The organism is Serratia sp. YC16 (genome assembly GCF_009707615.1).
In the GTDB taxonomy this organism is placed as follows: Bacteria; Pseudomonadota; Gammaproteobacteria; order Enterobacterales; family Enterobacteriaceae; genus Serratia; species Serratia surfactantfaciens.
The window spans coordinates 986,114-1,002,763 of the sequence record NZ_WLYN01000001.1; the positions used below are offsets into that span (position 1 = coordinate 986,114).

The following is a 16,650-nucleotide window of genomic DNA, read 5'->3' on the forward strand; positions in this document are numbered from 1 at the left end:
ATAGCGACGCCAATAACGGGCAATCGGCTATTGATTGCCCGTCAATCCCTTTTATATGAGGCCATGAATATGCACTCATTATTGAACCCGACAATATCCAAGCTGAAAGAAAAAATAAATCATGCTTTAATCATTGATAAAGAAAATGGCATATATCAGTGCAACCGCGGTATTTTTACCGATGAGGCGCTGTTTGAATTGGAAATGAAAGCCATTTTCGAAGGCAATTGGATTTATCTGGCGCATGAAAGCCAAATCGCCGACTCAGGCGATTATTACACGCTCACCGTTGGGCGTCAGCCGGTGATGATCACGCGCGACAAAGACATGCAGCTGCATGCCATGATCAATAGCTGCTCGCATCGGGGCGCAATGTTGGCCAGCCGCAAGGCCGGCAATAAAAGTACCTTCACCTGCCCCTTCCACGGCTGGACCTTCAATAACGCCGGCAACCTGCTGAAAGCCAAGGACGAGAAAACCGGCGCCTATCCCCCCTGTTTCAAGCGGGACGGCTCACACGATTTGAAACAGCTGCCGCGTTTTGAATCTTATCGCGGATTTCTGTTCGGCAGCCTGAGCGATGAGGTGCAACCGCTGGAGGACTATCTGGGTGAAACGCGACAGATCCTCGATCTCATCGTCGATCAGGCTGAGAGCGGGCTGGAAGTTCTGCGTGGCTCATCCTCCTACACCTTCGACGGCAACTGGAAGCTGCAGATGGAGAATGGTGCGGACGGTTACCACGTCAGCGTGGTGCACTGGAACTATGTCTCCACCATGGCGCATCGGGATGCCGCCAGCGGCACCCAAACCATGGACGCCAACTGCTGGTCGTCAAAAAACGACGGTGGCGCCTACGGCTTCAAGAATGGTCATCTGCTGTTGTGGACCCGGGTGCTGAACCCGGAGTCCCGCCCCATTTATCGGCACTTCACCCGTTTGAACGACGCCTTCGGCGCACACCGTGCCGACCTGATGGTGAACCAAACCCGCAACCTGTGCCTTTACCCCAATCTGTACATCATGGACCAGCTTTCCAGCCAGTTGCGCGTAGTGCGCCCGATTGCCGTCAATAAAACCGAAGTGACCGTATTCTGCTTTGCGCCGAAGGGCGAAAACGCCGACGAGCGAGCCTTGCGCATTCGCCAGTATGAGGATTTCTTCAACGTCAGCGGCATGGGTACGCCGGACGATCTGGAGGAATTCCGCGCCTGCCAGCTCGGGTTCAACGCCGGCAACATGCCCTGGAGCGATCTGAGCCGCGGCGCTACCCGCTGGCTGGAGGGCCAGGCTGACGACAATGCCAAAGCGCTGGGGATCGTACCTGACATGACCGGTCCGCGCCCGGAAGATGAGGCCCTGTATCTCAGCCAGCATCATCATTGGCAAAACATTCTGCTGCGCCAGCTGGAGCGCCAGCAACGACGCGACGAGGTGGCGCAATGAGCACATTTAACCTGCAACAGCGGGTGGAACAGTTCCTGTACCGCGAAGCACGCCTACTGGATGACCGGCAGTGGGATGACTGGCTGGCCTGTTACCATCCGCAGGTCGAATATTGGATGCCGGCCTGGGCTGACGACGATCGCCAGACGACGGACCCTCACAGCGAGATTTCGCTGATTTATTACGCCAATCGCGAAGGCCTGGAAGACCGCGTTTACCGCATAAAAACCGAACGCTCAGCCGCCAGCAGCATGCCGGAGCCGCGCACGGTGCATCTTATCAGCAACGTGGAGCTGTTATCGTCCGGTGCGGAACAGGCCGAGGTGAACTACCACTGGGCCACCTTCTATCACCGCTACAACCACACGGACACCTATTTCGGCTCAACCCGACTGTGGATAGATCTTAGCGGGGAGGCGCTACAAATTAAGCGCAAGAAAATTCGTCTGGATAATGACTATATCAATCATGTAATTGATATTTATCATCTTTAATGCAGGAGGTGAGGTATGTCTTTTACCGTTGCCCTTAATTTTGAAGACGGCGTCAGCCGCTTTATTCAATGCAACCCGAATGAAAAAGTACTCGACGCCGCCTACCGACAAAAGATCAATCTGCCGATGGACTGCTCGGACGGCGTATGCGGCACCTGTAAATGCCACTGTGAACAGGGAGAATACCAGTTGGGCGATGACTATCTGGACGAAGCGCTGTCAGAGCAGGAAGCCGCACAGCGGCGGGTGTTGACCTGTCAGATGGTGCCGCTCTCGGACTGCGTCATCGAGGTGCCGATGCCTTCGACGATGTGTAAAACCGCCAGCGAAATGTTTACCGCCACCGTCACCTCCGCCACCGCCCTGTCGGACAGCGCCATCGAGTTCTGCCTGACGCTGGATGATGAACGCGGCATCGCGTTCCTGCCGGGGCAATATGTGAATATCGACGTTCCCGGCAGTGCGGCCAGCCGCGCCTATTCGTTCAGTTCGCCGCCCGGCAGCCGGCAGCTCTCTTTTCTGCTGCGCAACGTGCCCGGCGGCATGATGAGCCGTTATCTGACCGAACGGGCGAGCCCCGGCGACGCGATCCGTCTGCGCGGCCCGCAGGGCAGTTTCTATCTGCGTGCGCCGGTGCGGCCGATGTTATTTTTGGCCGGCGGCACCGGGCTGGCGCCGTTCCTTTCCATGCTGGAATATCTGGCACTCGGCGGCAGCGAACAGCCGGTGCATCTGATCTACGGCGTCACCCATGACCACGATCTGGTCAAGCTGGAACAGCTGGAGGCGTATCGCCAGCGTCTGGCGAATTTCAGCTATCTGACCTGCGTGGCCAGTGAAACGTCGTTTTCGACGCATAAAGGGTATGTCACCCAGCATTTCGACGAAAGCCTGCTTAATAACGGTGAGCTGGATGTGTATCTGTGCGGGCCGCCGCCGATGGTGGAAGCGGTGCTTGGCGATTTTCAGCGACGCGCCTTTATCCCGCATAGCTTCCATTATGAGAAGTTCGCCCCCAGCCAGGCCGATGGGAGGAGTTGACCATGGATAAATCACGTTTCAGCGGCCAGGTGATGGTAATAACCGGCGCCGCTCAAGGCATCGGCAAAGCGGTGGCCGAACGCGCGGCTCGGGAAGGGGCCCGTTTGGCGCTGATCGATCGCTCCCCCTACCTGGAAGAGGTCGTGGCCGTTTTACGCGAACGCGGCGCCGATATCATCGCCCTGCAGGCCGACTTGGAGCATTGGGAAGCAGCGCGCGATGCGCTGGATCAGGTGCAACAGCACTTTGGACGCGTGGATATTATGGTGAACAACGTGGGCGGCACCATCTGGGCACGACCGTTTGCCGACTATGCGCCGCAACAGATTGAGGCGGAGATTCGGCGCTCGCTGTTCCCGACGCTATGGGGTTGCCGCGCCGCGTTGCCGTATATGCTGGCGCAGGGGAGCGGAGTGATCGTCAACGTCTCTTCGGTCGCCACGCGCGGCGTCAATCGCGTTCCCTATTCCGCAGCCAAAGGCGGCGTCAACGCCCTGACCCAATCACTGGCCTTTGAATATGCCGGCGCCGGCATTCGCATCAACGCCACGGCGCCGGGCGGCACCGAAGCGCCGCCGCGGCTGACGCCACGCAATCGCGAATCCCCGACGCAACAGGAGGAAAGTTGGTATCGGCAGGTGGTTGAGCAAACGCTCGACAGCAGTCTGATGCACCGCTACGGCAGCGTTGATGAACAAGCCGCCGCTATTCTGTTCCTCGCCAGCGCCGAAGCCAGTTACATTAACGGAACGGTGCTGCCGGTCGCCGGCGGCGATTTGGGGTAAAACAGGCGCCGGGGGATCAACGTATGATCCGCCGGCCCTGCGCATCGATCACCGGCTCCCCGTCCTCTTTGCTGAAGGCGCCGCGCTGCGGATCCGGCAGAATATCCAAAACCACCTCCGATGGGCGACACAGACGCGTGCCGAGCGGCGTCACTACGATAGGGCGATTGATCAGGAGCGGCCGTTGCAGCATAAAGTCGATCAGTTGTTCATCGCTCCAGGCGCTGTCGTCCAGATGCAGCTCGGCGTAGGGCTCGACGTTTTTGCGCAGCAAGGCGCGCGGCGTCATGCCCATCTCGGCCAGCAGCGCTGTCAAACGTTCGCGGCTGGGCGGCGTTTCCAGATACAAAATCACCTCCGGCTCAGCGCCGCTGTTGCGGATCAGCGCCAGCGTGTTGCGCGACGTGCCGCAGGCGGGATTGTGATAAATTTTGATGTCGCTCATGTCAGTTGCTCCGGTTATGGCAAAACGGACAGCCGCAGCGCCAGCGCGGCCAGGGTGACGAACAGGATCGGCAGCGTCATCATCACGCCTACGCGAAAATAATAGCCCCAGGTAATGACGATGTTCTTCCTTGCCAACACATGCAGCCACAGCAGCGTAGCCAGGCTGCCGATCGGGGTGATTTTGGGGCCGAGATCGCTGCCGATAACGTTAGCGTAAATCATCGCCTGCTTGATGACGCCTTCCGCGCTGCTGCCGTCGATCGACAGCGCCCCCACCAGCACCGTCGGCATGTTATTCATGACGGAGGAGAGAAACGCGCTCAGGAAACCGGTGCCGAGCGTCGCCGCCCACAGCCCCTGCCGCGCCAACGCATCCAGTACGCCGGACAGCAAATCGGTCAAGCCGGCATTGCGCAGCCCATAGACCACCAGATACATGCCCAGCGAGAAAATCACAATCTGCCAAGGCGCCCCGCGCAGCACTTTGCCGGTATCGATCGCCCGCCCGCGTTTCGCCACCGCCAGCAGCACCAGCGCACCGCAGGCGGCGACCAAACTCACCGGTACGCCGAGCGGCTCCAGGCCGAAGAAGCCGATCAGCAACAGCGCCAATACGGCCCAGCCGGTCCTAAACGTCGCGCGATCGCGGATCGCTTCCCGCGGTACCGGTAAGCGCGCCAACGCGTAGCGCAGGGGAATATCTTTGCGGAAGAACAGATGCAACATCACCAGCGTCGCCGCCACGGCGACGAGGTTGACCGGCACCATCACCGCCGCATACTCCGTAAAGCCCAAGTGGAAGAAATCCGCCGAAACGATATTCACCAAATTGGACACCACCAGCGGCAGGCTGGCGGTATCAGCGATAAAGCCTGCCGCTATCACGAAAGCCAGCACCGCCGCAGGGCGAAAGCCGAGCGCCGACAGCATGGCGATCACGATCGGCGTCAGGATCAGCGCGGCGCCGTCGTTCGCAAACAGCGCCGCCACCACCGCGCCCAACAACAGCATGTAGGTAAACAGCCAGCGCCCTTTACCGTTGCCCCAACGGGCGACATGCAAGGCGGTCCAGGCGAAAAACCCGCTCTCATCCAGCAACAGGCTGATAATGATGACGGCGATGAAGGTCGCGGTCGCATTCCAGACTATCTGCCACACCACGGGAATATCGCCGACGTGCACCACGCCGCTCAGCAATGCCAACCCCGCCCCGATTGACGCGCTCCAGCCAATACCCAACCCTTTCGGTTGCCAGATAACCAAGATCAACGTCAGAATAAAGATCGTCCCCGCCACTATCATCGCTGCCTCACTGCTCTCTCAAGCTTACATATATGTTTTTTCGAATATATAACGGCAAATTTTTTTACCGTTACGAGCAGCCTTTCGCCACGCGTTGCCCCAACGCCGCCACCTGCTCTGGACGGCACAGATAAGCCTGCTCAATAATCGCCGCCGCCCAGGCCGGCATATGCGGCGACAGGCGATAATGTATCCATTTGCCGTCGCGCCGATCGAGCAACAGCCCGCTTTCGCGCAGCATCGCCAGATGCCTTGAGATTTTGGGTTGCGGCAGCGCCAGAGCACCCGACAGCTCGCACACGCACAGCTCGCCGGCGTGGCGCAGCAACAGCACCAGCGTCAGACGCGTATCGTCCGACAAGTTTTTAAACAGCTTCAGCGGCGTCAATGACGACATAATGCGCTCCTGGTATTCTTTGCCCCACTATAATCCAGCGCTGGAACATTTCAAAATCATATTCGTTTAAACGAATATAAATTCACGCGACATGTCATCGCGCACGCCCGGCTATCGGCGAGTTAAGTTTCAGCTATCGATTCCATACGCCAAAGCCGCTGTTCATTATGTGCTCTTTCGCTACAATCGTGAGCACTGACATTCACCGTATCGAGGACACCATGTACAACTTCTCCCGCTATCAGGCAAAAGAACTGGCGCTGGCTTACATGAGCGGCAAAAAACACGATCTGTCGCCACAGGAGTTTTTGCAGCAGTTGAAAAGCAGCGAAAGATCGTTTGAACACCTGCTGAAACACGGCAGCGAAATGCCGCGTGAAGTGCTGGTCAAAAGTTTCTAAACGCCGGTTGCCGGCCCCTTCCCCTCTACGTCGCCGGTGGCGAGCCTGACGGGCCCGCGTATTCCCGGCTGCGCATCCCCTTCGCCTCACCGCAGAATTTCGCCCCCACAGGCGAAAAGTTGACAAATTCGCCCCCAAAAGCGAATTATTGACTTATTCGCATCCAGATGCGAATTTATAGTCTTCCTTCTGCCAACAACGGATCACGCCATGCCGACGCCAATCAGCGTAATCAGCGGCGATCTGGTCGATTCTCGCCGGTCAGACACCGTCAACTATCTTAACGGGCTGCACAGCCTGCTCGAACGGCTGCAGCGCGATGGGCGGCTGCATCAGGTGGAGATTTTCCGCGGCGACGCCTTCCAGGCGCAGGCCGCCCCCGAGGACGGGCTGTTTCTGGCGGTGTACGTTCGCCTTGCCCTGCGGGCGATGGGCGCCGCGCACTGGGATGCGCGCATCGCCGTCGGGCTGGGCAGCCAGCGGCCCGACGCCATCGGTTACGGCAGCGCCTTTATCAATTCCGGTAGCGCACTGGACGCCATGACGAAAAATTGCCGGCTGGCTCTGAAAACCGACAACGATCGGACAAACGCCATTGTCAGCGATCTGCTGCCGATGTTAGATCATGTGATTAGCCGCCTGTCACAGACCGAAGCGCGCATCGTCCAGGCAAGAATGTTCGCCGACAGCGGCGCGGCCGTGGCGGACCAACTGCAAAAAGCCGCCTCCACGGTCTCCGCCGCGCTGAAACGCGCGGCCTACGAGGAAATCATGCGGTTTATTCACGCCATTAACAGGATCGTCTGACTATGGATCTGACCTATGCGCCCTTGCTGGCCTGGCTGTTGCTCGCCCACTTGCTGGCGGATTTTCCGCTGCAGCCGCGGAGTTGGGTGGAAGATAAAATCCAACATCGCGCGCGCTCGCGTTTTCTGCTGTTGCACGCCTTGCTGCACGGGGTGCTGGCCGCCTGGGTGGTGGCCGGTTTCGGCCTGCTGCACGGCGGGCTCTCTTCACGCCAGGTGCTGGCCAGCCTGCTGGTCATCGCCCTCAGCCACTACCTGATCGATTGGCTGAAAGTCACCGCCATGGCCCGCCTGAGCCCGGCCCGCAGTTTCCTGCTCGATCAGGGATTGCATCTGGCGGTGATCGCCTTGCTGTGGCTAGGGCTGACGCCGAATGCCGCTGAACTGCTCGCCGCGCTGGGGCGGCAACTGGGGAGCTGGCAAACCGGTCTGGTGCTGGTGGCCTACAGCCTGATTTATCTGCCGATGAGTCTGCTGATCGGGCAACTGCTGGCGCGCTGGACGCCGCAAATGCCGCCTTCGGCCAAGGCCGACAACGACTCGCTGCTGCGCGCAGGCAAACAGATTGGCTACTTGGAGAGAACGCTGATCCTGACCTTTGTGCTGCTGGGGCAGATCCCGGCGATCGGTTTTTTGCTGGCGGCCAAATCCATCTTCCGTTTCGGCGATCTGCGCCAGAGCGACGATAAGATGCGTACCGAGTATGTGCTGCTCGGCACGCTGTTTTCCTTCACGCTGACCATCATGCTCGGCCTGTTGGTCAACAAACTGCTGTAGCGGTGAGGGGGCGAAGCATTTCGCCCCCGAAGTGAACGCCGAGGCGGCTTACAGCCACTCGCCGAAGCGGCGAATGTAGAAACGCTTCATCATCTGCGCAACCACGCAGTAACTGACCAACGTCGCGGCCAGCCACGGGAAGTATTCCCACGGCAGCGGCTGCAGGCCAACCAGGGCACCGAGCGGCGAGAACGGAATGTAGATGCCGAGCGCCATCACCAACCCGGTGGTCAGCAACACCGGCAGCGCCGCGGTGCTCTGAATGAACGGGATCTTCTGGGTGCGCAGCATATGTACCACCAGCGTTTGCGACAGCAGCCCCTCGATGAACCAACCAGACTGGAACAGCGCCTGGTGTTCCACGCTGTTGGCGGCGAACACGTACCACATCAGCGCATAGGTCGTAATATCGAAGATCGACGAGGTCGGCCCAATCCACAGCATAAAGCGCCCGATGTTTTTGGAATCCCACTTGCGCGGCTTGCGCAGGAACTCTTTGTCCATCTTGTCCCACGGCAGCGACAGCTGAGAAATGTCGTACATCAGGTTCTGAATCAACAGGTGGATCGCCAGCATCGGCAGGAACGGAATGAAGGCGCTGGCCACCAGCACCGAGAACACGTTGCCGAAGTTGGAGCTGGCAGTCATGTTCAGGTACTTGATGATATTGCCGAAGGTCTCGCGCCCCTTGATCACCCCCTCTTCCAGCACCATCAGGTTCTTTTCCAACAGAATGATGTCCGCCGACTCCTTGGCGATGTCGGTGCCGGTATCGACCGAAATGCCGACGTCGGCGTCGCGCAGCGCCGGGGCATCGTTGATGCCGTCGCCGAGGAAACCGACGGTATGGCCGTTGGCCTGCAGCATTTTCAGCACCCGCGATTTTTGCAGCGGCGTCAGCTTGGTGAACACCGTGCGCAGCTCCACTTCGCGCGCCAGCTCTTCGTCATCCATCTGTTCAATCTGCAGCCCGGAGAGCGGCTCGCCCGGCTCCAACCCGACGTCGCGGCAAATCTTGCAGGTGATCACCGGGTTGTCGCCGGTCAGCACCTTCACCGTCACGCCGTTTTCCTGCAGTGCGGCGATCGCCTGCTGCGCGCTCTCCTTCGGCGGATCGAGGAAGGTCAGCAGCCCCTGCACCACCATGTCGCGCTCATCGGCCACGCTCAGCGGTTCGGCCGAGCGTTGCGCATCCAGCTCGCGCGTCGCCAGCACCAGCACGCGGAAGCCATCTTCGTTATACTCGCGAGCCAGCGCCTGCAGCGCCGCACGACGCGTTTCATCCAGTTCCAGCGTCTTGTCGCCTTCGCGCACGTGGGTGGCGATCTCCAGCATCTCCTCCACCGCGCCCTTACAGATCAGCTGCTGTCTGCCATGCTCATCCGCCACCACGATCGACAGACGGCGGCGCACGAAATCGAACGGCAGCTCATCCACCTTGCTGAAACGTCCCAGGGCTTCGATCCCCGGTTTGCCGCGCCCGAAGCGGATCACCGCCTGGTCCATCAGGTTCTTCATGCCGCTCTGGTGGAAGCTGTTCAGCCAGGCCAGGTGCAGCACCTCGTTATCCCTGGCGCCATTGACGTCGATGTGGTGCTCGAGAATGATGCGATCCTGCGTCAGCGTACCGGTCTTGTCGGTACAGAGCACGTCCATGGCGCCGAAGTTCTGAATGGCGTTCAGGCGCTTCACCACCACCTTGCGGCGCGACATGGCGATCGCCCCTTTCGCCAGGTTGGAGCTGACGATCATCGGCAGCATTTCCGGCGTCAGACCGACCGCCACCGCCAGCGCGAACAACGCCGCTTCGCTCCAGTCGCCTTTGGTGAAGCCGTTGATCAGCAACACCACCGGTACCATCACCAGCATGAAGCGAATCAACAGCCAGCTGACGCTGTTCACCCCGCGATCGAACGCGGTTTGCGCCCGCGAACCGACGATCGACTTGGCGAGCGAGCCGAAGTAGGTGCGCCCGCCGGTCGCCACCACCACTGCCGTCGCGGTGCCGCTGGCGACGTTGGTGCCCATCAGGCAGATGTTGGACAGCTCAAGCAGCGCGTTCTCGCTGGAGACCTCCCCTTCGCTCGACTTCTGCGCCACGTTGCCCATCGCATCGTATTTCTCGATAGGGATCGCTTCACCGGTCAAAATCGCCTGGCTGATGAACAGATCGCGCGAGGCGATAAGGCGCACGTCGGCCGGCACCATGTCGCCGGCGGAGAGCTGAATGATATCCCCCGGCACCAGTTCGCGGATCGGCACCTCCAGCGTCAGCGGATGCGCGCTGTAGCTGCTGCGGCGCAGCACCGTAGCGGTGGTACGCACCATCGATTTCAGCGCTTCCGCCGCCTTGTTGGTGCGGTATTCCTGCCAGAAACGCAACAGCCCGCTCAACGTGACCATGGTCAGGATGATGATGACGCCGGTGAGTTCAGTTTCTTCACCGCTCTGGAGCGGCAGCCAATAATCGGTAAAGAAACTGATCGCAGCCAGCACCATCAGCACGAAGATAAACGGGTTATTGAAGGCCTTGATCAGCTGGATCAGGGCATGCGGTGCCTTGTCGTGGGCGACCTGGTTGGCGCCAAACTGTTCCAGCCGTTCATCGGCGTCGTCCTGGGTCAAGCCGTTGCGGTTGCACTTCAGGTTTGCCAGCGTCTGGGCGATGCTGTTGGTCGCCTCTTGCGCAATGGCGTAGCTCACCGCGTCTTTATCACGGCGGCGCGTTCTTTCATTAATCTGAGTCATAACGCTATTCTCTTATTTTAGTTCTGCGCACAGGGTTCTCCCGCCCGATAAACAGGTGACTATGCACAGCTTGGAATTTGTTTAATTAGCGCGACTGAATGGCGAGATCACCCGGCCAGCCACGCAAGAATTATTTCCCTTCCGGGGTCATCGTCCATAACGCCTCCTTAATGCCCAACGTTATTCACGGCGTGCCTGAATAAACCCGAACATGTAATCAAGTTAATAAGTATTTATATGATTAATCAGACCGGTAATTCGGACGCAACGCGCCAGCGAACGGCGCTCACGCTTTTTTCCAGGCTGATGCGGCAGACAATACCCTCAATTTCTTTTTGCGCGGCCGGCGTGGCGTTAATTTCCGCGCACACTTCCAATTGCCCAGGGCTGGCAATATCGGCGCTGCGCAAGGATTGCAACCGCAAGGCCACGCCGTTCAACGCCTGCAATATCAGGGTGCGCACCAGAATTTCATCCTGCTCGCCGCAGGTCACCTGAATGCGATAGCACAGTTCGAGATCGGTCGCCTGCTGTTGCGGCTGCAGGTTGATGCGCTGCGCGGCTTCGCGCAGCAGGATATTGGCGCACAGGATCACCAGCGTGGCGACCACCGCATCCCAATGCTGGCCCAGGCCGCACAGCACGCCGATGCCCGCAGAACACCACAGCGTGGCGGCGGTGTTGAGGCCGCGAATGTTCAGCCCTTCACGCATGATTACGCCGGCGCCGAGGAAGCCGATGCCGGATACGATCTGCGCGGCCACGCGGCCGGCACTGGCCGGATCGGTGGACATAGAGCTGAGAATGAAGACCGCCGCGCCGGTCGCCACCAGCGCATTGGTGCGCAGACCGGCCATGCGTTGGCGCCACTGGCGCTCGGCGCCAATCACCGCGCCCAGGCACATCGCCAGCAATAAATTTAAAACGAAAGGAGTCATAGCCATGACTTTCCCCTTAATTAACGACAGGAGATAAAATCATGTGCTGTTTAGCACACGCGAAAACGCGCTGAAAATAAATCAGCGAATCAGCGTGTCATGCCTGGAGGGAAAAGGCTGTGGCTGCAGAATACCATAATAACGTCCAACTCAATTCACCTGAAGCCACCTGGCATCAGGAAACGTTTTCTTATTCGGGTATGCACAGCTCAGAAATAACTGGAGAGGGGTGCTGCCCGCCGCTAGCGGCAAGCAACAAATCAGAAGAGAATTGGTCAGCTTGCCTTATTTATTTTATTACAACTGCAACTGTCCAATTGGGTTTCTCCACCGAAATTTTGGCTGAGTATAGTGACGTCGGATAATGAAGTAAAGGCTAATTTATTAAACGAAAAATAAACTGAAATACCGCACTGATATTTCGATGTCACAAATAGGGCGCGGCAACGTTGGGTAGCGGTGTGCTTATCGGTAAACTGCCCTCCTTCATCTTTCAAGGACGCCTCCGATGAAACAACGGTTTTCCCCGCTCGCGCTTGCGCTGCTCGTCAGCTTTTCCGCCGATGCCTTGCTGCTGCGGCAAGGCGACGTGCAGTTTGAACTCGATCCCGCCACGCTGCGCATCGCCGCAGGTGCGGTACCGGTCAACTTGGCTCAGCCCACGCAACAGGTGGCGGACCTCACCACGTCGCCACAGCGCGCCAGCTGGCGATGGCCGCAAAGCGCGGTCAGCGTGAGCGCCCGCCTGGAAGACGGCGATCTGCGCCTGAGCTTCCGCAGCGACCGGCCGCAAACCCTGAGCTGGTATCGTCTGCCTCCGCAGGCGGCGGCGCTGTTGCTGCCGATCGGCGAAGGCAGCCGCATTCCGCTCGACAACCCGGTCTGGCGCAACTACCTGACGACGGAAATGACGCCGCTGGATACCAACTGGGATCTGAAACTGCCGCTGTGGAGCCAGCAACATCAGGACAAGGTCTACAGCTGGCTGATGTTGACGCCGTTCAGCAACCGGGTCACCTTCGCTTCAGAGCAGGAAAAGCTGGCGATGCGCGCCGAGCATCAGTTCAACCGCTTCAATCAACAACAGGCATTCGAGGTGCTGCTGCACGTGGGGAACACGCCGCTGTCCGGCGCCCGCCGTTACCGCGAGATTCTGCAACAAAGCGGCCAGTTCAGCAGCCTGCGCGAAAAGATGAAACAGGCGCCCGAAGGCGAAAAGCTGATCGGCGCAACCCATATCTACCTGTGGGGCGACCAGCTGCTGGCGGCGGAAGATGTCAAAGATTGGCAGGGCTTGCTGCACTACCTCGCCTCTCCCGCCGCCGAAGCGCTGCGGCAGCAGATGGATGCCGAGAGCAGGAAGTCCTTGCGGCAATTGGCGGGCAAAACGCCGGAAGGCTGGCAACAACAGCCCCTGATAGACGGCATCAACCAGGCGCTGACGGCGCAGTTCGCGCTGGGCGCGACGCCGGATGACGCCGATTTCCTGCTGGCGCAGCAGCGCCAGGCCGCCGCAGTGCGTGAGCGGGCGCAGCAAGAGCTGGGACGCTGGTTAACCCCAGTGGACGGTTGGGGGCAAGGGCTGGCCAAACCGCTGATCGATGCGCTGCGCCAGGCCGGTTTGCCGCGCCTGTGGTTGGGCACCGACAACTGGACCGCCGCCTTCCTGCACCCGCAAGCGGTGGCCGCCGCCAAAGCGGCCGGCTATCTGATCGCCAGCTACGACTCCTATGATACTGCCATTGCGCGCGGCGTGAACGACAGCTGGCTCACCGCGCAACTGCCGACGGCGCTGCGCGAAACCTGCGCCATCGTGCGCGCCGACGGCAGCAAGAAACCCGGCTTCGGCAAACAGGGTTACTACCTTAATCCGGGCTGCGTCCGGCCCTATTCTCAACAGCGCATGCGCGAGCTGGTGCAACTGGCCGGGTTGAACAGCCTGTTTCTCGACGTGGACGGCACCGGCATGGTGTCCGATGACTATCAGCCCGGCCACCCGACCGGCGCAGCGCAGATGGCCGAGGCGCGCAACGCCCGGCTGGCCTGGTTCAGCGCCACCCTTAAGTTGCCGCTCGGCTCGGAGGACGGCAACGCGGTGACCGCCCGCAGCCTGATGTTCGCCCACGGCATGGAAACCTGGGGATTCGGCTGGGGCGATAAACAGATGAATCAGGATAAGTCCTCGCCCTATTATCTCGGTGCTTGGTGGCCCAACACCCAACCGGCGTTTTTCTTCCGCCCCGCCAGAGTGAAACAGCCCTACCGCACGGTCGAATTCGATCCGCGTTATCGCCTGCCGCTCTACCAGGCCGTTTTCCACGATGCGATCGTCAGCAGCCACCATTGGAATTACGACAATCTGAAGTTCAGCGACGTTCAGACCAGCCGCAGCCTGCTCAGCCAGCTGTATAACACTGCGCCGATGTTCCATCTGAGCCGCGCCACCCTGGCGGCACGCTTGCCGGCGATCAAACGCGCCGATGCCGCTTTCCGGCCGCTGCATCAGGCTCTGTGGGACAAAGCGCTGACCGACTTCCGCTGGCTCGATCGGGAAGGCTGGGTGCAACAAACGACCTTCAGCGACGGCTCGACGCTGACCGCCAACTTCAGCGAACGGCCTTTCGCCGGCATAGCGGCCCACAGTCTGCGCGCCAAACTGGCCGACGGCCGCACGCTCGACGTTGCCCCTTAGCAAGGTCGCCGGTGGTGGGCTACGCTAGGCTATATTTCCGACGACACGCAAGGAGCGGCCGATGACACCTCTTATTCACACTCTGCTCGACGACATTTGGCAAAGCCTGGGGCAACGCCCCGCGCCCGTCGACCGGCTCACCGTCAGCGGCGCCGGCGCATTGCCTTCGGCGTTTCCCGTCACCGAATTGGCCACCGCCGCCTGGGGCGCCGCCGGATTGGCCTGCGGCGAATTGCTGCGCCGTGAGGCTGCCGACGCACCGCAGGCCTGGATCGATCAACGCCTGGCCTCATTCTGGTTCGGCTGGACGCTGCGTCCGTTGGGTTGGACGCTGCCTGCGGCGTGGGACGCGCTGGCCGGCGACTATGCCACGGCGGATGGCTGGATACGCCTGCATACCAATGCGCCGCATCATCGGCGAGCGGTGGAACAGGTGCTGGGCGCGGCATCGGATAAAGGCTCGCTGGCGGCGCGCGTGCTGAGCTGGAAAAAAAGCGAACTGGAACAGGCGGTCATCGAGGCCGGCGGCTGCGCGGCCCAAATGCGTTCGGCGGCCGACTGGCGCCAGCATATTCAGGGCAAGAGCGTGGCGCTCGAACCGTTGATCCACACCTCGCTGCAGCCGGAAGCGCCGCCGCCGGGTTGGGCGCTGCCCGCCGCCCGGCCGCTGCACGGCGTACGGGTGCTGGATCTGACGCGCATTCTCGCCGGGCCAATCGCCACGCGTTTTCTCGCCGGTTTGGGCGCTGACGTGCTGCGCATCGATCCCTACGGTTGGGATGAGCCCGGCGTCGAGCATGAGGTGATGCTGGGCAAGCGCAGCGCGCGCCTCAACCTGGGCAATGCGCACGATCGCCATACGTTTGAACACCTGCTGAAGAACGCCGACGTGATTGTGCACGGCTACCGCGCCGGTGCGCTGGAGAAGCTGGGCTATGGCACGGAGGAAAGGCGCGCGCTGGCGCCGGGCCTGATCGACGTCTGCCTGAATGCCTACGGCTGGAGCGGGCCGTGGCGCACCCGGCGCGGTTTCGACAGTCTGGTGCAGATGAGCTGCGGGCTGGCGGAGGCCGGCATGGTTTGGCGCAGCGCCAGTATGCCGGTGCCGCTGCCGGTACAGGCTCTGGACCACGCCACCGGCTATTTGATGGCGGCAGCGGTATTGACCGGTATGGCGCAGCGCATGAAAAACGGTGCCGGCTACCACGCCCGGTTGTCGCTGGCGCGCACGGCGCAACTGCTGTTGGCGCATCCGCATCCGACGCATTATCGGCCGGAACCGCTGGCGCCTGCCGGCCCCGCCGACGAGAATCCGGAAACGGAACTGACTTACTGGGGCGCCGCGCAACGCCTGCGCACGCCGCTAAACCTGCAGGGCACCGCACTGCAATGGGCGCTGCCGGCGACCACGCTCGGCGCCTCGCAGCCGGAGTGGCTGCGCCGTTAAACCGCCGCCAGCTGCTGCTGCAGCCACTGCAGCAAACGTGTCACCGCCGGCGTCAGCCCGGCGGTCTGCGGCCATGCCAGATAAACGTCGTCATCGCTCAGGCGGCATGACGCGGCCAGCGCCACCAACTTTCCCGCGTCGATCGCGTCCTGCACCAGCAGCTTTTTCGCCAGCGCGATGCCGAATCCTTGTTCCGCTGCGCGAATCAATAATCCGGCATCGTTGAATAGCGCCTGTTGCCGCCCGCACAACGAGCGCCCCTGTGCGTTGAACCAATCGCGCCAGGGGCTGACGTCGTGCTCCAGCAACGGTATATCCCCGCCGCTCTCGAATGCCTCCCGCCACTGCCGCGCCATGTCCGGTGAAGCGACCGGCAGCACATCACCCACCGCGATGCGCTGCGCCTGCAGCCCCGGCCAATGCCCGCCGCCGATGCGGATCGCCGCATCGAAGCCGCGCTGCGACAGATCCTGTAGCGTCAATGAGGCATCGATATCGAGCGCAATATCGGCGCAGGCCTGATTAAAGGCCGGCAAACGCGGCAACAGCCAGTAATGGGCAAAAGACGGCAACACGCTGATGCGCAGCGTCTGGCGTGCCGCCGCACGTCGGGCGCGGGCCACGCCCTGCTGCAGCGCCTGCAGCGCCGGTTCCACCGCCGCCAGCAACTCTCGCCCAGCCGCATTCAAACGCAGCCCGCGCCCGCGCCGTTCAAACAGCGGGTAGCCGACCGCCTGCTCCAGCTGCTGAATTTGCTGGCTGACCGCGCCATGCGTCAAATGCACCTGCTGCGCCGTGGCACGCAAATTTTCCAACCGGGCGGCGATCGCAAAAGTCGGCAAGACATGCAGGGGAAGACGTTCATTCATCATTGGTTAACCAGGCTATCCAAAAAGGGTATTTTTTATCGATTTTGGCCGGCAGGCAAA

16 protein-coding genes are annotated in these 16,650 nt (G+C 60.7%); 10 read left to right on the forward strand and 6 right to left on the reverse strand.

The window, feature by feature from the left end:
* The first annotated feature begins 69 nt into the window (after positions 1-69).
* Genes GKN89_RS04620 through benD form a run of 4 tightly spaced genes read left to right on the forward strand, consistent with a single transcriptional unit; the run spans position 70 to position 3,766 of the window.
* Complete coding sequence (locus GKN89_RS04620; RefSeq protein ID WP_154746428.1) at positions 70-1,446, forward strand: Rieske 2Fe-2S domain-containing protein; 1,377 nt, start codon at positions 70-72, stop codon at positions 1,444-1,446.
* Positions 1,443-1,940 (forward strand): benzoate 1,2-dioxygenase small subunit, encoded by a 498-nt coding sequence (benB, locus tag GKN89_RS04625; protein WP_063918582.1) that lies wholly within the window; start codon positions 1,443-1,445, stop codon positions 1,938-1,940. Before GKN89_RS04620 ends, benB begins: the two co-directional genes overlap by 4 nt.
* A 15-nt stretch (positions 1,941-1,955) precedes the next feature.
* Positions 1,956-2,981 (forward strand): benzoate 1,2-dioxygenase electron transfer component BenC, encoded by a 1,026-nt coding sequence (gene benC / locus GKN89_RS04630; protein ID WP_154746429.1) that lies wholly within the window; start codon positions 1,956-1,958, stop codon positions 2,979-2,981.
* A gap of 2 nt (positions 2,982-2,983) precedes the next feature.
* The gene (benD, locus tag GKN89_RS04635) at positions 2,984-3,766 is read left to right on the forward strand and encodes a benzoate diol dehydrogenase BenD (RefSeq protein ID WP_154746430.1); all 783 of its coding nucleotides are present in this window, start codon (positions 2,984-2,986) and stop codon (positions 3,764-3,766) included.
* Between the two features lie 16 nt (positions 3,767-3,782).
* Here benD and arsC read toward each other — a convergent pair whose 3' ends face one another.
* From arsC to GKN89_RS04650, 3 genes are all read right to left on the reverse strand, one after another.
* Entirely contained in the window at positions 3,783-4,211 is a 429-nt protein-coding gene (arsC, locus tag GKN89_RS04640) for a glutaredoxin-dependent arsenate reductase (protein ID WP_063918585.1), read from the reverse strand.
* Positions 4,212-4,225: 14 nt separating this feature from the next.
* Complete coding sequence (locus GKN89_RS04645; protein ID WP_154746431.1) at positions 4,226-5,515, reverse strand: arsenic transporter; 1,290 nt, start codon at positions 5,513-5,515, stop codon at positions 4,226-4,228.
* Between the two features lie 70 nt (positions 5,516-5,585).
* The gene (locus tag GKN89_RS04650; protein WP_019453521.1) at positions 5,586-5,912 is read right to left on the reverse strand and encodes a metalloregulator ArsR/SmtB family transcription factor; all 327 of its coding nucleotides are present in this window, start codon (positions 5,910-5,912) and stop codon (positions 5,586-5,588) included.
* 221 nt (positions 5,913-6,133) lie between these two features.
* Here GKN89_RS04650 and GKN89_RS04655 point away from each other — a divergent pair, with 221 nt between their 5' ends.
* From GKN89_RS04655 to GKN89_RS04665, 3 genes are all read left to right on the forward strand, one after another.
* On the forward strand, positions 6,134-6,313 hold the full coding sequence (locus GKN89_RS04655) for a hypothetical protein (protein WP_019453520.1): 180 nt from the start codon (positions 6,134-6,136) through the stop codon (positions 6,311-6,313).
* A gap of 210 nt (positions 6,314-6,523) precedes the next feature.
* Positions 6,524-7,120: a hypothetical protein gene (locus GKN89_RS04660; RefSeq protein WP_154746432.1), complete on the forward strand. Its 597-nt coding sequence runs from the start codon at positions 6,524-6,526 to the stop codon at positions 7,118-7,120.
* Between the two features lie 2 nt (positions 7,121-7,122).
* Positions 7,123-7,896, forward strand: coding sequence for a DUF3307 domain-containing protein (locus tag GKN89_RS04665; protein ID WP_019453518.1), 774 nt, complete (start codon positions 7,123-7,125; stop codon positions 7,894-7,896).
* A 48-nt stretch (positions 7,897-7,944) separates the two neighbouring features.
* Here GKN89_RS04665 and mgtA read toward each other — a convergent pair whose 3' ends face one another.
* Together mgtA and GKN89_RS04675 are read right to left on the reverse strand one after the other, a co-directional pair.
* Positions 7,945-10,644: a magnesium-translocating P-type ATPase gene (gene mgtA, locus GKN89_RS04670; RefSeq protein ID WP_154746433.1), complete on the reverse strand. Its 2,700-nt coding sequence runs from the start codon at positions 10,642-10,644 to the stop codon at positions 7,945-7,947.
* Between the two features lie 245 nt (positions 10,645-10,889).
* Complete coding sequence (locus tag GKN89_RS04675) at positions 10,890-11,588, reverse strand: MgtC family protein (RefSeq protein ID WP_025159855.1); 699 nt, start codon at positions 11,586-11,588, stop codon at positions 10,890-10,892.
* Positions 11,589-11,701: 113 nt separating this feature from the next.
* Here GKN89_RS04675 and GKN89_RS04680 point away from each other — a divergent pair, with 113 nt between their 5' ends.
* The 3 genes from GKN89_RS04680 to GKN89_RS04690 all read left to right on the forward strand — a co-directional run bounded on the left by GKN89_RS04680 (position 11,702) and on the right by GKN89_RS04690 (position 15,721).
* Entirely contained in the window at positions 11,702-11,947 is a 246-nt protein-coding gene (locus tag GKN89_RS04680; protein WP_154746434.1) for a hypothetical protein, read from the forward strand.
* Positions 11,948-12,090: 143 nt separating this feature from the next.
* Positions 12,091-14,274 (forward strand): glycoside hydrolase, encoded by a 2,184-nt coding sequence (locus tag GKN89_RS04685; RefSeq protein WP_154746435.1) that lies wholly within the window; start codon positions 12,091-12,093, stop codon positions 14,272-14,274.
* 61 nt (positions 14,275-14,335) lie between these two features.
* On the forward strand, positions 14,336-15,721 hold the full coding sequence (locus GKN89_RS04690) for a CoA transferase (protein WP_154746436.1): 1,386 nt from the start codon (positions 14,336-14,338) through the stop codon (positions 15,719-15,721).
* On the opposite strand, the gene GKN89_RS04695 is transcribed toward GKN89_RS04690, so the two are convergent.
* Positions 15,718-16,593 carry a LysR substrate-binding domain-containing protein gene (locus GKN89_RS04695; RefSeq protein ID WP_154746437.1) on the reverse strand — a complete coding sequence of 292 codons (876 nt, stop codon included), beginning with the start codon at positions 16,591-16,593 and terminating at the stop codon, positions 15,718-15,720. The genes GKN89_RS04690 and GKN89_RS04695 overlap by 4 nt on opposite strands.
* Positions 16,594-16,650: the final 57 nt, after the last annotated feature.

Coding starts and splice junctions, on each gene's coding strand:
- GKN89_RS04620 (WP_154746428.1), top strand. CDS start 70: ATGCACTCATTATTGAACCCGACAATATCCAAGCTGAAAGAAAAAATA.
- benB (WP_063918582.1), top strand. CDS start 1,443: ATGAGCACATTTAACCTGCAACAGCGGGTGGAACAGTTCCTGTACCGC.
- benC (WP_154746429.1), top strand. CDS start 1,956: ATGTCTTTTACCGTTGCCCTTAATTTTGAAGACGGCGTCAGCCGCTTT.
- benD (WP_154746430.1), top strand. CDS start 2,984: ATGGATAAATCACGTTTCAGCGGCCAGGTGATGGTAATAACCGGCGCC.
- arsC (WP_063918585.1), bottom strand. CDS start 4,211: ATGAGCGACATCAAAATTTATCACAATCCCGCCTGCGGCACGTCGCGC.
- GKN89_RS04645 (WP_154746431.1), bottom strand. CDS start 5,515: ATGATAGTGGCGGGGACGATCTTTATTCTGACGTTGATCTTGGTTATC.
- GKN89_RS04650 (WP_019453521.1), bottom strand. CDS start 5,912: ATGTCGTCATTGACGCCGCTGAAGCTGTTTAAAAACTTGTCGGACGAT.
- GKN89_RS04655 (WP_019453520.1), top strand. CDS start 6,134: ATGTACAACTTCTCCCGCTATCAGGCAAAAGAACTGGCGCTGGCTTAC.
- GKN89_RS04660 (WP_154746432.1), top strand. CDS start 6,524: ATGCCGACGCCAATCAGCGTAATCAGCGGCGATCTGGTCGATTCTCGC.
- GKN89_RS04665 (WP_019453518.1), top strand. CDS start 7,123: ATGGATCTGACCTATGCGCCCTTGCTGGCCTGGCTGTTGCTCGCCCAC.
- mgtA (WP_154746433.1), bottom strand. CDS start 10,644: ATGACTCAGATTAATGAAAGAACGCGCCGCCGTGATAAAGACGCGGTG.
- GKN89_RS04675 (WP_025159855.1), bottom strand. CDS start 11,588: ATGGCTATGACTCCTTTCGTTTTAAATTTATTGCTGGCGATGTGCCTG.
- GKN89_RS04685 (WP_154746435.1), top strand. CDS start 12,091: ATGAAACAACGGTTTTCCCCGCTCGCGCTTGCGCTGCTCGTCAGCTTT.
- GKN89_RS04690 (WP_154746436.1), top strand. CDS start 14,336: ATGACACCTCTTATTCACACTCTGCTCGACGACATTTGGCAAAGCCTG.
- GKN89_RS04695 (WP_154746437.1), bottom strand. CDS start 16,593: ATGATGAATGAACGTCTTCCCCTGCATGTCTTGCCGACTTTTGCGATC.